The organism is Marinobacter sp. MBR-99 (genome assembly GCF_040547575.1).
Classification (GTDB): domain Bacteria; phylum Pseudomonadota; class Gammaproteobacteria; order Pseudomonadales; family Oleiphilaceae; genus Marinobacter.
Window position 1 is genome coordinate 15,648 of sequence record NZ_JBEPPY010000006.1, and the last position, 13,249, is coordinate 28,896.

Below are 13,249 nucleotides of genomic sequence, written 5' to 3' on the forward strand. Positions count from 1 at the left end.
CAACCCCGCCTTAGATAGCGAAGGCTTCTTCCGGCATATCCAGCAGGCTGTCAGAGCCGGCCAGCATGGTTTCTGCGTGGGTCTTGGTGCGCGGCAGCAGACGCTTGAAGTAGAAGCGTGCAGACTGAACCTTGGCGTTGTAGAACATCTCCTCGGAGGTGCCGTCAGCCATCTTGTCCAGTGCCACCTTGGCCATACGGGCCCACAGGTAAGCAAATACTGCGTAACCGGAATACATCAGGTAGTCCACCGCAGCGGCACCGACTTCTTCACGGTTCTTCATGGCGGTCATACCGACCTTCATGGTCAGGTCGCCCCACTCCTTGTTGATCGCAGCCAGGGGCTCGATGAACTCTTTCAGCTGTTCGTTGTCGGCGTTCTCTTTGCAGAATACGTGAACCTGCTTGGTGAACACCTTCAGAGCTTCACCCTGGGTCATCAGAACCTTGCGGCCCAGCAGATCCAGCGCCTGGATACCGGTAGTGCCCTCGTAGATCATGCCGATACGGGCATCACGTACGTTCTGCTCCATGCCCCACTCAGTGATGAAGCCGTGGCCGCCGAATACCTGCATACCCAGGTTGGCAGACTCGTAACCGATTTCAGTCAGGAACGCCTTGGCGATCGGAGTCAGGAAGCCCAGCAGCGCGTCAGCGTGCTTGCGCTCTTCTTCGGTCTTGCCACTGTGAACCACGTCGACTTGCTGGCCAGCCAGGTAAATCAGGGCGCGGGCGCCTTCAGCGACAACTTTCTGGGTCAGCAGCATGCGACGTACGTCCGGGTGCACGATGATCGGATCAGCGATGCCGTCCGGGTTCTTCGGGCCACTCAGGGAGCGCATGGCCAGACGGTCCTTGGCATAAGCCAGGGAACCCTGGAAGCCAAGTTCAGCGGCACCCAGACCCTGGATGGCAGTACCGATACGGGCAGTGTTCATGAAAGTGAACATGCAGTTCAGGCCCTTGTTCTCAGGCCCGATCAGCCAGCCCTTGGCGCCGTCGAAGTTCATGACACAGGTCGCGTTGCCGTGGATACCCATCTTGTGCTCCAGGGAGCCACAGGATACCGCGTTACGCTCACCGGCAGAGCCGTCTTCGTTCGGAAGCTGCTTTGGAACGATGAACAGGGAGATACCCTTGGTGCCTTCCGGTGCACCCGGCAGACGTGCCAGTACGATGTGGACGATGTTCTCGGCCATGTCGTGCTCGCCGGCAGAGATAAAGATTTTGGTGCCAGTGATGCTGTAGGTGCCGTCCGCATTCGGCTCGGCCTTGGTACGCAGGGTGCCCAGATCAGAACCACAGTGCGGCTCGGTCAGACACATGGTGCCTGTCCACTCACCGCTGATCAGCTTGGTCAGGTAGGTCTGCTTCTGCTCTTCGGTTCCGTGCTCTTCAATGGTGTTGGTGGCACCGTGGCTCAGGCCAGGATACATGCCCCAGGACCAGTTGGAGGTGCCAACCATTTCACTGACCACCAGGCCAATGGAGTGCGGCAGGCCCTGACCACCGTAGTTGGGGTCAGCCGTCATGGACGGCCAGCCACCTTCAACGTACTGCTGGTAGGCTTCTTTGAAGCCGGTCGGGGTTTTCACACCGTCTTCACTCCAGGTACAGCCTTCCTGGTCACCCACCTGGTTCAGCGGAGACAATACCTGCTCACAGAACTTTGCACCTTCCTGGATGATGGCATCGACCATATCCGGAGTGGCATCTTCGGCACCTTCCAGATTGGCGTAGTGCTGCTCGCTGTTCAGCAGCTCGTTCATTACGAATTTGATATCACGCAGGGGCGCTTTGTACTCAGGCATGGAATCCACCTCGGTTTTCGGACTCGGCTGAAACAGGTAACAGCCTTTGGCCTTGGGTTTGCTCAGACACCATGATGCAACGCATCACAGCCTTAATTAAACACTTGTTTGAAACATACGTTTTGCAGCACAGAATTGTCAATAGCCTTGGCTAAAATTTGTGTTGCATTGTGTGTTCAGCAAGGCGCAAGAGAACGCCACACACATCACCGGAAACCACCAGATGCGGCGGGCCGAAGGGGTTAAACGGAAAAGTGATTCAGGCAAATATGGAGGTTGGCTCGCTGAATGCGCCGTCGGCGCCCTGCATTGCAGAAATGCTGCGGTACGTTTGATCGGCCTGCCGGGCATTACTCCCCTGCCCTTGTGCTGATTCGCCCTCAGACGTTTCAGAATCCAGGGCAGAATCCTGTCCGTCTTCACCAACTGCCAGCTCAGACTGCGCCTGCAACATGGTTTGCATGGCCTGGGCCGCCACGGCCCGATCCTGAGCTGAGGGCTGAGCCGGTGCCATGGCGGCCGCACGCACCACGCGCATTTTCTCGATGGTCGCCTGCGGATCCCCGGCGACAGGAGAGACATCAATGGGCACTTCACCACCCACCGCGTACTGAGCACCGTCAGGACCCCGCTGGTAGGTAAACGACATTGCGCCCGCATACTGACCACCAACCGCCTGATGCGCTGCCTCATGAGCCCGCACTTCACGGTCTCGGGCTTTGAGCTCACTTAATTCCTTGAGTTCGGCCTCCGTTAGCCCCTGTGGGTTAGCGCGAGCCTCGGGTTCTGTGTCGGCAGAACGGCTGTCAGATCTCGACTCTGGCGACTGCTCTACGCCACGCGCGGCATCATCGCCATCAGTGGCAAAGCCTTCACCGGGCGAGCCGGAAGCATCCGTCGACGGAACGCTGCGGGCAACCGGTGTAACACCTGAAACCATCGGGTAAATGGGGGGGATGGACGAGAGGATGCTCATGGCTCAAAAGCCGATATCAGGCGCGGATGTCCAGGAGTGTTCCCAGTGTTTCGTCTGCGGTCTTCACAATCTGGGCAGAGGCCTGAACGCTGCGCTCGTACAGCGTCATTTCGATTAGAGGCTCGGCCAGATTGCCAGCGCCTTCAGCAGAACCCTGAGGGCCATCAGCACCGCCACGGGCAATCTTTCGGGCCGCATTTTCCATCCCCGCCATACCATCCTGGATACCTTGAATACCAAGAGAGAGGGTGTTGTTGATCATGTCAAAGCCACCTGTGACAACCGATTGTCACTATTTACTCACAAATATGGTCAATTTTCAATCAGCGGTCGAATATTCAGAAACCTCGCCAGCACTTTCGGCAACTGGTCGGTCGAAGTGCCATCCAGCCACGGCAAAACTCCCAGGCATGGTGCTCCGAGATGCGTTGTCAGGTAGTTAAGGGTTTCCTGCTCGCAGCTCATCACATTCCCGTCCGGATGATTGGCAACCCATCCTGCCACGAACAAACCATCAGCCCGGATCGCCTCTGCACTGAGCATCGCGTGGTTAATACAGCCCAGTTTCAGGGGCACAATCAGAACAACATCCAGGCCCAGCTCACGGGGCACCGCGGCATAGGTTTCCCGGTCATTCAGGGGCACGCGCCAACCACCCGCCCCCTCAATCAGCATCAGGTCAGCAGGCCGAATCTGCAGGCCACGGCAAAAACCGACAAGACGCTGGGCGGTCAGGTGTTTGCCGGCCTGTTGCGCCGCAACGTGGGGGGCAATGGCCGGCTCCAGTGCGATGGGGTTGATGGCATCGTAGGGAAGCTCTTCGGTAATGGCGGCCTGCAGCATCAGGGCGTCTTCATTACGCAGTCCATCCGGGGTCTGCTCGCACCCTGACGCTATGGGTTTCATCGCCAGCGTGCGTTTACCCAGCTGTCGGGCAGCCTCCAGAATGGCAGCAGCAGCGATTGTTTTGCCCACGCCGGTGTCGGTGCCTGTTACGAAATAGGTTTTCTTTGCCATTTTCTGGGGTTCCTGCTGCATTTAGCTTTGGGGGCGAGGTCTGCTTCCCTACCTGATCTTCGGTGCCAGGCGAGTGTGCGGGTACGGCTTTCCGGGACACGCTCAAGACCCCTACGGGGCCCGGCCAGCAATCAAAGATTGCTGTCGTTCGGCTGCGCATGAAGCTTTGCTTCATAAACGCTTGCCTCACCCATGTGCGCTTAGCTTTCGCCATCCCTGGCGAAAGATAGTCCCGGAAAGCCGTACCCGCACACTCTCCTCAAACTTTTGTATTGGCCGTCTTAATCTTGTTCCGTGTCATTTCTTTCTAACGAGAGGTTTTAGTCCAGTACAGCCAGCCAGCGTGATAACTGGCAATGATCTCGCCATTACCTTGTTTTGGATATGCAGCACACATCGCCTTGAATCGTCCCGGGGCGGTGATGGTCCTTCGGCGTTCTTCGCCTTTGAACATCGCGCCGAGGTGTTTGAGTTCCCGGTTCAGGGCCATGGGGGAATCATAGGGCAAAGCCAGGGTTGCCGCGTCCAGGGTGGAACCAGGGAGTTGCTGGCCAGTTAATCGCTTCCAGTCCGTATGGTGGGTAAAACGGTTAACGTGGGGCTGGCCGGGGTCGGCATAGGCCCAGGCTTGCTTGAGCTCTTCGAGGGTACCCTCCAGTAAAGTGGAGATGGCGAGGATGCCGCCGGGCTTGAGGATTCTCTGGCATTCGGCCAGGACGAGTTCCGGGCGGGTGCTCCATTGGATCATCAGGTTGCTGAAGATCAGGCCAGTGCTGTTGTCTGGCAGCGGGAGCTGTTCGGCGTCTGCGTTGAGCCAGCGGATGGTCTCGGAGCTGCTGGCTTTGGCCTGTTGCAACATGCCGGGGGCCAGGTCTGCACCGGTAATGGCGGCGTTAGGGTATTGGCTTGCCAGTTTGCGGGTGAACCAGCCGGTACCACAGCCGAGATCCAGGATAGTTGCCGGCTTCAGGTTCTCCGGTAGGTGGGCGAGCATGGTGTCGCCCATGGCTTTTTGCAGGCGGGAGGCGCTATCGTAGGTCTGGCTGGCGTTACCGAACCCCCGGGCAATGCAGGCTTTACTGCCGGTTCCGCCTTCGGCACGGGTTATTGCCGTCAGATCGCTGTAGGCGCTCATACCGCAACAGACTCCTGAGCGGCCCGCTCCGGTAACAGGGAATGGCACTGGGCCAACGCTTGCAACAACCGATCAAGCTGTTCTTCAGAATGCGCGGCGCTCAGGGTTACCCGCAACCGGGCTTCGCCTTCCGGCACCGTGGGCGGGCGAATGGCGGTAACCAGTATACCCTGCTCCTCCAGTGCCCGGCTCAGTGTCAAAGCGGCATGGTTATCCCCCACCATAATAGGCTGGATGGGGGTGTGCGATGGCATCAGTTGATAGCCCAACTGCCGCGCCCCGGAACGGAACCGCGCAATCAGTCCACGCAAATGGGAGCGGCGAGCATCATCCTGCTCAATCAGATCAATACTGGCACAGCTTGCCAGTGCCACCGCCGGCGGCATGGCGGTGGTGTAGATGTAAGTTCGGGCCTTCTGCACCAGATAATCCATCAGTACCTCCGGCCCGGCCACAAACGCACCACTGGTGCCCACCGCCTTGCCAAGAGTACCAATCAAAACCGGCACCTCATCCTCCGACAACCCGGCCTCCAGCACACTGCCCCGCCCCTGGGGACCAAGCACGCCGATACCATGGGCATCATCCACCACCAGCAGGGCATCGTGGGCCTTACACACCCGGGCAAGTTCCTTCAGCGGCGCGATATCACCGTCCATACTGAACACACCATCGGTCACCACCAGCTTGTGCCCCGACGTCTCAGCCAGCATCCGCTCCAAGGCTGCGACATCCCCGTGCCCATAACGCCGAACCCGAGCCCGGCTGAGAATGCAGCCATCAATAATCGACGCATGATTCAAACGGTCAGAAAAAATCGTATCCCCACGCCCTGCCAACGCCGAAATCACACCCATGTTCGCCATGTAACCGGTGGAAAAAAACAACGCCGAACTGCGCCGGGTAAACGCCGCCAGCCGCTGCTCCAGCTGATGATGGGCATCATGGTGACCACACACCAGGTGCGAAGCCGCACCCCCCAACCCGGTCTCTGACAACGCGTCCCGCAGCGCGGCAACATTGCCTGGGTGATTAGCCAGCCCAAGATAATCGTTGCTACAGAACGACAACAGCTCCGCCCCGTCCGCCACCAGCTCCGGCTTCTGCGGCCCGGAAACCAGGCGACGGGACCGGTACAAACCGTCTCGTTTGCGCTGTTCAATCTCCAAAGCAAAGTCACGCATAAATCACCAAAGGTCAGCTATAAAGCCAAGAGGCCAGCACAGTGTTTAATGGTGAAGGTCGGGGAGCCCTTTCCGGGACTATAAAGGGCCATGGATGGCCCGTCCTAAGCGCACAGGGACGTTTCAAGCGTGTCCCGGAAAGGGCTCCCCGGCCTTCACCCCGCTCCCAAGCCAGAAAGCTCGGACGAGAAAGTCAGGCAGACTCCCGAGTAGCGTCATAAAACATATGCCGAGTAGCCTCATACTCCACTGCCTCGGCCAACGCCTCAGTCTCCTGCTCCTCGGTCGCACACTGCTCCCGCTGCTCCGGCCGAATCCCCAGCTTGCGGAACAACTGCATGTCTGCGTCAGCCTCCGGGTTGGACGTGGTCAGCAACTTCTCGCCATAGAAAATGGAGTTGGCACCCGCCAAAAAACACAACGACTGCATCTGCTCATTCATCTGCTCCCGACCCGCAGACAACCGAACATGAGACGCCGGCATCATAATCCGCGCCACCGCAATCATCCGGATGAAATCAAACGGCTCCAGGTCTTCGACATTTTCCAGCGGTGTACCCTTTACCTTCACCAGCATATTCACTGGCACACTCTCCGGGTGCTGCGGCAGATTCGCCAGCTGAACCAGCAAACCAACCCGGTCATCTTCGTCTTCGCCCATACCCATGATGCCGCCACAGCAGACTTTCATGCCCGCCTTGCGCACGTTATCCAGGGTATCCAGACGGTCCTGGTAGGTGCGGGTGGTGATGATGTGGTTGTAATACTTCTCGGAGGTATCCAGGTTGTGGTTGTAGTAATCCAGACCGGCCTCGGCCAACTCCTGAGCCTCTTCTTCCTTCAGCATGCCCAGGGTCATACAGGTTTCCATGCCGAGGGATTTCACCTGCTTCACCATATCCAGAACATAAGGCATGTCCTTTTTGGACGGACTACGCCAGGCCGCCCCCATGCAGAACCGGGACGCGCCCTTCTCTTTTGCCGCCCGGGCTTCAGCCACCACCTTCTCGATTTCCAGCAGCTTTTCCTTCTCCAGCCCGGTGTTGTAATGACCACTCTGGGGGCAATACTTGCAGTCTTCCGGACAGGCACCGGTCTTGATGGATAACAGGGTGCTGACCTGCACTTCGTTCGGGTCAAAGTGCTCACGGTGCACGGTCTGGGCCCGGAACAGCAAATCGTTGAAAGGCAGATTGAAGAGATCGCGGGCTTCCTGAAGTGTCCAGTCGTGACGCAGTGCTGTGGCGGTCATGGCAAAGTCCTGTTAACCTTCGCAAGGTTTTTGGTTTACGGATGAACCGAGATGATAAACGGACTGAACCACCTGTCAACCTTCATTGAACGAAAGGTTAACAGCGCAAGGAATGGTGGCCACTGTGTCACCTGCCTGTCACCCGCCGCATTCCAGGGCCTGTGCCAAGGCTGCCGGGCAGATCTTCCTGTCAATCGCTGGTATTGCTACGGTTGCGCCCTGCCCTTGGCTTTTGCCACACCGGGTATGCGGTGCGGCGAATGCCAGACACTGCCCCCGCCCTTCTCACGTTCACTGATTCCCTGGCGCTACCAGTATCCGGTTGACGGCATGATCGGTCGTTACAAATATCAGGGCCAACGCAAGTTTGCTCGCCCGCTGTTAACCGGTTTAGCCCAATTTCTGGAACAGAACGTTGAGCCAGAGCAGAGACCGGATGCGCTGATTCCCTCCCCAATGCACTGGCTCAGGCGCTGGCAACGGGGCTTTAACCAGGCCCAGGACATTGCCGAGTTTGTGGGCGCCCGGCTGGATATTCCGGTAGCCGCCGGATTGGTGCGCCGGGCGCGGCGGGTGAAGGCTCAACGCAGCCTGAATCGGGCCGGGCGGTTACAGAATCTGCGTGGCGTGTTTGAAGTTCGGGGGGCTGTGCCGGAGCGGGTGGCGATTGTTGATGATGTGGTGACCACGGGGGCGACGGTCAGGGTTCTTGCCTCTGCTTTGAGGGAAGCGGGGGCTGTCGACATTCAGGTTTGGGCTTTGGCTCGGACTCCTGGCTAGGAGGTCCGGGAAACTGGTCGGGGACCTTTGTCTGGTGCCAGCAGCGATGAGGTCGCCCTTTCCGGGACACGCTCAAGGCATCCTGCTCGCTTAGGACGGGCCATCCATGGCCCTTTATAGTCCCGGAAAGGGCGACCTCACCGCTGCACTAACGGCTGTGCTGGCTTCCCCGACCACCAAATGCAGCTCTCCCCTACACCCTACTTTTGGCCGTCTAATAGCAGTTTCACCTCTTCGGCTATTGCCAGGCAGGACGTTAACCCCGGAGACTCAATTCCGAACAGGTTAACCAGGCCGGGCAGTCCGTGTTTTTCCGGGCCGTCTATGCGGAAGTCGAAGAAATCGCCATCGGGGCCCGTAAGCTTCGGGCGAATACCCGCGTAGGCTGGCTGAAGCCGGTCAGCTTCGAGGCCTGGCCACCATTGCCGGATGCCTTCGGCGAAGGCGTGAACTCGGTCGGGATTCACCGAGTAGTCTTCCTCGGTAATCCATTCCACATCAGGACCAAAACGGGCCTGGTTGGCGAGATCCAGGGTGAGGTGGACGCCCAGTCCGCCCGGTTCGGGTAAAGGGTAGATCAGGGTGTTGAAGGGGTGTTTGCCGGCATAGCTGAAATAAACACCCCTGGCCAGCCATTGTTCCGGGCGTGCGGCTTCGGGTAGCCCTTGCCACTGTTGGGCAAGCCGGGGGGCGCACAAACCGGCGGCGTTGATGACTTCGGAAGCCTCGAGCACCACTCGCTGGTTGCCATCCAGGGTCAGGGTATGCCGCCGGCCGTCGGATTCAGCGGCCAGCACCGGGCTGTTTAACACCAGCTGCCCACCCGCGTCTTCCAGCTCCCCCAGTAGCGACAACATCAGGCCGTGGCTGTCGATAATTCCGGTTTCCGGGGACCAGAGACCGGCCCGGGCGTTGATGGCGGGAATGCCTCGGGTGATGTCTGCGCCGTCGTGAAGCTGCAACTCAACGCCATTGCCCGCCGCCTGTGCCCGAATGCTGGCAAGCCGTTCTGCCTGGAAAGAGTCCGCTGCAATGATCCACTTGCCGCATTTGCGATTGCCAACCTTGCGGCCGGCGCAGTAGTCATACAGTAATTCACGGCCCCGCACGCAACACCGGGCTTTCAGGGAACCGTGCGGATAGTAAATTCCGGCGTGAATGACCTCGCTGTTGCGGGATGAGATGCCCTCACCAAAGCGGGAAGCCGCCTCCAGCACCAACACTTCCCGGCCAGACCGGGCCAGCTGCCTTGCGGTGGCCAGGCCAACCACGCCGGCACCGATAACCACGGTCTGTACGCTAAAACGTTCTTCACTCACAATGACTGACCATTTATCGATATCAAACAAGGAAATTACCGCAGATAGCCGCGGACTGCATTACCTCTACCCGCAGAACCGTTATACTTTGACCTCTGGGGTTCAGGATGCACGGAGCAAAGATTATGTCAGACAGGAAGCAGTTCATTACCGTTATGGTGGTTGCCGCGCTGTTCGTTAGCTGGATTGGCTGGCGAGGTTTTGAGGTTATCAGCCTGAACGATCAATTGATGGCCGATAGAACCGTGGCCAGTTACCCGTACCAGCACAGGGTGCTTCGGGTGGAAGGGGATACCGCGGTGATCAGCTCGCTGCGCTCCCATTCGGTCTCGACTCAGCAGGCGCTGTCTGCGGTTTTCCCGAACATGCGCCATCTGGCGGACACCCACCGGGACTGGCAGAGAGCGGAACGTGAGTTAGCGCAGGTTCAGGCCAGGGCCGGTGATATTGTTCTGGCAGCCTCGGGCGTAAACCGTGTTCGCTGGGAACTGGACGAAAACTGGTACCATCTGCAATCCATGAAATCCCGATACAACACGGCCTTCTGAACTCTATGCAACATGAGCCTTCCGAACTGACAACGTCAACGCACCCCTACGACACCCTTACACCGGAAGTGATTCTGGACGCGCTCGAAGAAGCAGGCTTTGCCGTTAGCGGCCGACTGTTTGCCCTGAACAGCTACGAGAATCGGGTTTACCAGATCGGACTGGACGACGGCCCGCCAGTGATTGCCAAGTTCTACCGCCCGGGACGCTGGTGCGAATCGGCCATACGGGAGGAGCACGAATTTTCACTGGAACTGCAGCAGGCTGACATACCGGTGGTCGCACCGCTGGTTATGCCCGGGGGCGATACCCTGGGCCGGCATCAGTCCTTTATGTTTGCCGCGTTCCCACAACGAGGCGGGCAGGCACCGGATACCAGCGTAACAGACACGCTTTACCGACTGGGCCAGTGGCTGGGACAGATCCACAATCTGGGAGCGCTGAAACCTTTCAGGCACCGGCCGGGATTTGACCTGATCCAGGGGCTGGAAGAGCACAATGCGTTGCTGATCAATGGTGGCTGGGTGCCGAACGACCTGCGCCCGGCCTGGGACAGCCTGATTCCGGATCTGATTGCCGGCTGCCGCCAGCGAATGGCAGACGCAGGAGAGGTTGATACCCTGCGCATTCACGGTGACTGCCATGCCGGGAACATTCTGTGCCGTGACGAGTTCATGCTGTTTGTGGACCTGGATGACTGCCGCACGGGGCCAGCCGTGCAAGACATGTGGTTGCTGCTTAATGGCGAAGCCTCCGAACGGGGTGCCCAGCTCGGCGAGTTGATTGAAGGTTATGAGATGTTTCGGGAATTCAATCGTAGGGAGCGACACCTGATTGAACCTTTACGCTGCTATCGGCAGGTCGCCCACTGCGCCTGGCTGGCACGACGCTGGGAAGACCCCGCCTTTCCCCGGTTCTTCCCCTGGTTTGCCCAGCCCAGATTCTGGTCAGACCAGATTCTGGCCCTGCGAGAACAACTGGCCGCCCTGCAAGAACCTGCCATCAGCCTGCCCGGCCAATTCTGATCTTACTGACACGAGGTACCCATGAGCGATAACGAAGCCCGTTATACCGTCCGCAGCCTTATTGTCACCGGTATAGTCGCCATCATCGGCACTGTACTGGTGCTAGAAGCCACCGGTCGTATTGACCATACCGAGCACAAGGACCATGTGCCGGTCGGCGATTTCAAGGCCATTCATATCCAGCCCGGTGAGAGTTTCCGGATGTCGCGTAAATCGTCAGAATTGCATGCGGTCTGCGAAAACGGGTACCTGGCTATCGCCGCCGACGTTGACCCGTCATTCAGAGGCATTCTGGTGGATTACAAGAATCGAGGCGTGCGCTGCCAGCGGCCGTCGCCGACCGACGTCGACCCAGCTTCCCGTGTCCATGAGCAAAGCGATGACTGACGGCAAATCCAGAGCACCGGAACAGTTGACCGACCGCCTGTTCGCCACCGAACGCAATCCGGAGGATTTTCGGTTTGACGCCTCGGTGGCCCGAGTGTTTCCCGACATGATTCGCCGCTCGGTGCCCGGTTACACCACCATCATCCCGATGATCGAGGTAATCACCGAGCAATACGTGCAACCGGGTTCCCACTGCTATGACCTGGGTTGCTCCCTGGGTGCTTCCACTCTGGCCATGCGCCACGGTATTACTCACCCGGACTGCACACTCGTCGGTGTCGACAATTCCAGCGCCATGATCGAGCGTTGCGAGCATTACATCGCACAGGATGACCAAGAACTACCGGTTACCCTGCGCTGCGAAGACATTCTGGAGACGGAACTGAGCCGGGCTTCGGTAACTACCTTGAACTTTACCCTGCAATTCGTACCGCCGGAGCATCGGCTGGCCCTGCTTACCCGAATTGCCGACGCAACACTGCCGGGAGGCGTGCTGATTCTGTCAGAAAAAATCCGCTTTGAATCGGAAACCGAGCAGGATATCCAGACCCGCCTGCACCATGAGTTCAAGCGAGCCAACGGCTACTCCGACCTGGAAATCAGCCAGAAGCGTACCGCGATCGAAAAGGTACTGATACCGGAAACCCTGGCCGTACATCGTGAGCGCCTCATGCGGGCCGGCTTTGATCAGGTACTGGTGTGGTACCAGTGCTTCAACTTTGTTTCCATACTGGCCCTCAAAAACCGCTGACACCAGGACACCAAAGAACCCATGGCACCTTTCGACTGGCGAGCGCACTTTCTCCCGTTCATCGATTCCCTGCAACATTCCGGGCATGGGCCCTGGGCAGAGCGGCTCACCCGCCAACTGATTGCCCGGTTTGAAGACAACCCCCACGGCGACCTGCCCCGCTGGCAGGGCGCACTGGATCTGTTGCCGGAGGTGCCGGGCGCCGCCGGCGACCTGAACCGGTCCGCCGTCACCCTGTCTTCAACCGAACCACTGACTCCGGAACAAAGCGCCGGTCTCGAGCAAGGCCTGCGGGGCCTGATGCCCTGGCGCAAAGGCCCGTTCAATTTCTTCGGCACCCAAATCGACACCGAATGGCGTTCAGACTGGAAGTGGGACCGGGTTGCTCCCCACCTGTCAGACCTGAGTGGTAGAACCATTCTCGACGTTGGCTGCGGCTCCGGCTACCACTGCTGGCGTATGGCGGGGGCTGGCGCCGGGCGAGTTGTGGGTATCGACCCGGGCCTGTTGTTCATGTTCCAGTTTCTGGCCGTCAAAGGTTACCTGGGCGAGGTGCCGGTGGATCTGCTGCCGGTGCGCATGGAGGATCTACCGGACAACCTGCAGTTGTTCGACACAACCTTCTCCATGGGCGTTCTTTACCACCGTCGGTCACCGCTGGACCATCTCCTTGAGCTCAAGGGCACCCTCCGTCAAGGCGGCGAACTGGTACTGGAAACCTTGGTAGTGGATGGCCCGGAAGGATTCAGCCTGATGCCGGAAGACCGCTACGGCCAGATGCGCAATGTCTGGTTCCTGCCCAGCTGTCCCACCCTCTTACGCTGGCTGGACAGGACCGGGTTCCGCAATGCGCGGGTGGTGGATGTCAGCGACACCACCACCGAGGAACAACGGCAGACGGACTGGATGCGTTTCAACTCGCTGGCCGATTTTCTCGACCCGAACGATTCGAGCAAAACCATCGAAGGCTATCCGGGCCCCAAGCGCGCAACCATCATCGCCGAGAAGCCCTGACGTAATACCCGAACATAAAAAAACCGCCTGAGGCGTGACAGCCAAAGGCGG

The 13,249-nt window shown here is 58.9% G+C and carries 14 protein-coding genes; 6 read left to right on the plus strand and 8 right to left on the minus strand.

Features of this window, described 5'->3' with window-relative positions:
• Positions 1-10: 10 nt before the first annotated feature.
• The 7 genes from ABIE59_RS06475 to bioB form a co-directional block, all read right to left on the minus strand.
• A complete protein-coding gene (locus tag ABIE59_RS06475) occupies positions 11-1,810 on the minus strand; it encodes an acyl-CoA dehydrogenase C-terminal domain-containing protein (protein WP_354445353.1) in 1,800 nt (599 codons plus the stop codon).
• 259 nt (positions 1,811-2,069) lie between these two features.
• Positions 2,070-2,786, minus strand: a complete 717-nt coding sequence (locus ABIE59_RS06480) for a putative metalloprotease CJM1_0395 family protein (RefSeq protein WP_354445355.1) — start codon at positions 2,784-2,786, stop codon at positions 2,070-2,072.
• A 16-nt stretch (positions 2,787-2,802) separates the two neighbouring features.
• Positions 2,803-3,048, minus strand: coding sequence for a flagellar basal body rod C-terminal domain-containing protein (locus ABIE59_RS06485; RefSeq protein WP_354445357.1), 246 nt, complete (start codon positions 3,046-3,048; stop codon positions 2,803-2,805).
• A gap of 50 nt (positions 3,049-3,098) precedes the next feature.
• A complete protein-coding gene (bioD, locus tag ABIE59_RS06490; protein WP_354445359.1) occupies positions 3,099-3,803 on the minus strand; it encodes a dethiobiotin synthase in 705 nt (234 codons plus the stop codon).
• Positions 3,804-4,110: 307 nt separating this feature from the next.
• Complete coding sequence (gene bioC, locus ABIE59_RS06495; protein WP_354445361.1) at positions 4,111-4,938, minus strand: malonyl-ACP O-methyltransferase BioC; 828 nt, start codon at positions 4,936-4,938, stop codon at positions 4,111-4,113.
• Positions 4,935-6,122 carry an 8-amino-7-oxononanoate synthase gene (gene bioF, locus ABIE59_RS06500; protein WP_354445363.1) on the minus strand — a complete coding sequence of 396 codons (1,188 nt, stop codon included), beginning with the start codon at positions 6,120-6,122 and terminating at the stop codon, positions 4,935-4,937. The genes bioC and bioF overlap by 4 nt, the downstream gene beginning before the upstream one ends.
• Before the next feature lie 193 nt (positions 6,123-6,315).
• On the minus strand, positions 6,316-7,374 hold the full coding sequence (gene bioB, locus ABIE59_RS06505) for a biotin synthase BioB (protein WP_354445365.1): 1,059 nt from the start codon (positions 7,372-7,374) through the stop codon (positions 6,316-6,318).
• A gap of 51 nt (positions 7,375-7,425) precedes the next feature.
• Here bioB and ABIE59_RS06510 point away from each other — a divergent pair, with 51 nt between their 5' ends.
• On the plus strand, positions 7,426-8,154 hold the full coding sequence (locus ABIE59_RS06510; RefSeq protein WP_354445367.1) for a ComFC family protein: 729 nt from the start codon (positions 7,426-7,428) through the stop codon (positions 8,152-8,154).
• Positions 8,155-8,354: 200 nt separating this feature from the next.
• Here the strand turns inward: ABIE59_RS06510 and ABIE59_RS06515 are convergent, their stop codons facing one another.
• Positions 8,355-9,473, minus strand: coding sequence for an NAD(P)/FAD-dependent oxidoreductase (locus ABIE59_RS06515; protein ID WP_354445369.1), 1,119 nt, complete (start codon positions 9,471-9,473; stop codon positions 8,355-8,357).
• Positions 9,474-9,598: 125 nt separating this feature from the next.
• Here ABIE59_RS06515 and ABIE59_RS06520 point away from each other — a divergent pair, with 125 nt between their 5' ends.
• Genes ABIE59_RS06520 through cmoB form a run of 5 tightly spaced genes read left to right on the plus strand, consistent with a single transcriptional unit; the run spans position 9,599 to position 13,198 of the window.
• On the plus strand, positions 9,599-10,021 hold the full coding sequence (locus ABIE59_RS06520) for a hypothetical protein (protein WP_354445371.1): 423 nt from the start codon (positions 9,599-9,601) through the stop codon (positions 10,019-10,021).
• A 5-nt stretch (positions 10,022-10,026) separates the two neighbouring features.
• The gene (locus tag ABIE59_RS06525; RefSeq protein ID WP_354445373.1) at positions 10,027-11,046 is read left to right on the plus strand and encodes a serine/threonine protein kinase; all 1,020 of its coding nucleotides are present in this window, start codon (positions 10,027-10,029) and stop codon (positions 11,044-11,046) included.
• Positions 11,047-11,067: 21 nt separating this feature from the next.
• Positions 11,068-11,433 (plus strand): PA3694 family proteiin, encoded by a 366-nt coding sequence (locus ABIE59_RS06530; RefSeq protein WP_354445375.1) that lies wholly within the window; start codon positions 11,068-11,070, stop codon positions 11,431-11,433.
• The gene (gene cmoA / locus ABIE59_RS06535) at positions 11,426-12,184 is read left to right on the plus strand and encodes a carboxy-S-adenosyl-L-methionine synthase CmoA (protein ID WP_354445377.1); all 759 of its coding nucleotides are present in this window, start codon (positions 11,426-11,428) and stop codon (positions 12,182-12,184) included. Before ABIE59_RS06530 ends, cmoA begins: the two co-directional genes overlap by 8 nt.
• Positions 12,185-12,205: 21 nt before the next feature.
• Positions 12,206-13,198, plus strand: a complete 993-nt coding sequence (gene cmoB, locus ABIE59_RS06540; protein WP_354445379.1) for a tRNA 5-methoxyuridine(34)/uridine 5-oxyacetic acid(34) synthase CmoB — start codon at positions 12,206-12,208, stop codon at positions 13,196-13,198.
• Positions 13,199-13,249: the final 51 nt, after the last annotated feature.

What these genes read in the sequence shown, in the direction of transcription:
- ABIE59_RS06475 (WP_354445353.1), bottom strand. Translation starts at nt 1,810, where the DNA reads ATGCCTGAGTACAAAGCGCCCCTGCGTGATATCAAATTCGTAATGAAC.
- ABIE59_RS06480 (WP_354445355.1), bottom strand. Translation starts at nt 2,786, where the DNA reads ATGAGCATCCTCTCGTCCATCCCCCCCATTTACCCGATGGTTTCAGGT.
- ABIE59_RS06485 (WP_354445357.1), bottom strand. Translation starts at nt 3,048, where the DNA reads ATGATCAACAACACCCTCTCTCTTGGTATTCAAGGTATCCAGGATGGT.
- bioD (WP_354445359.1), bottom strand. Translation starts at nt 3,803, where the DNA reads ATGGCAAAGAAAACCTATTTCGTAACAGGCACCGACACCGGCGTGGGC.
- bioC (WP_354445361.1), bottom strand. Translation starts at nt 4,938, where the DNA reads ATGAGCGCCTACAGCGATCTGACGGCAATAACCCGTGCCGAAGGCGGA.
- bioF (WP_354445363.1), bottom strand. Translation starts at nt 6,122, where the DNA reads ATGCGTGACTTTGCTTTGGAGATTGAACAGCGCAAACGAGACGGTTTG.
- bioB (WP_354445365.1), bottom strand. Translation starts at nt 7,374, where the DNA reads ATGACCGCCACAGCACTGCGTCACGACTGGACACTTCAGGAAGCCCGC.
- ABIE59_RS06510 (WP_354445367.1), top strand. Translation starts at nt 7,426, where the DNA reads ATGATAAACGGACTGAACCACCTGTCAACCTTCATTGAACGAAAGGTT.
- ABIE59_RS06520 (WP_354445371.1), top strand. Translation starts at nt 9,599, where the DNA reads ATGTCAGACAGGAAGCAGTTCATTACCGTTATGGTGGTTGCCGCGCTG.
- ABIE59_RS06525 (WP_354445373.1), top strand. Translation starts at nt 10,027, where the DNA reads ATGCAACATGAGCCTTCCGAACTGACAACGTCAACGCACCCCTACGAC.
- ABIE59_RS06530 (WP_354445375.1), top strand. Translation starts at nt 11,068, where the DNA reads ATGAGCGATAACGAAGCCCGTTATACCGTCCGCAGCCTTATTGTCACC.
- cmoA (WP_354445377.1), top strand. Translation starts at nt 11,426, where the DNA reads ATGACTGACGGCAAATCCAGAGCACCGGAACAGTTGACCGACCGCCTG.
- cmoB (WP_354445379.1), top strand. Translation starts at nt 12,206, where the DNA reads ATGGCACCTTTCGACTGGCGAGCGCACTTTCTCCCGTTCATCGATTCC.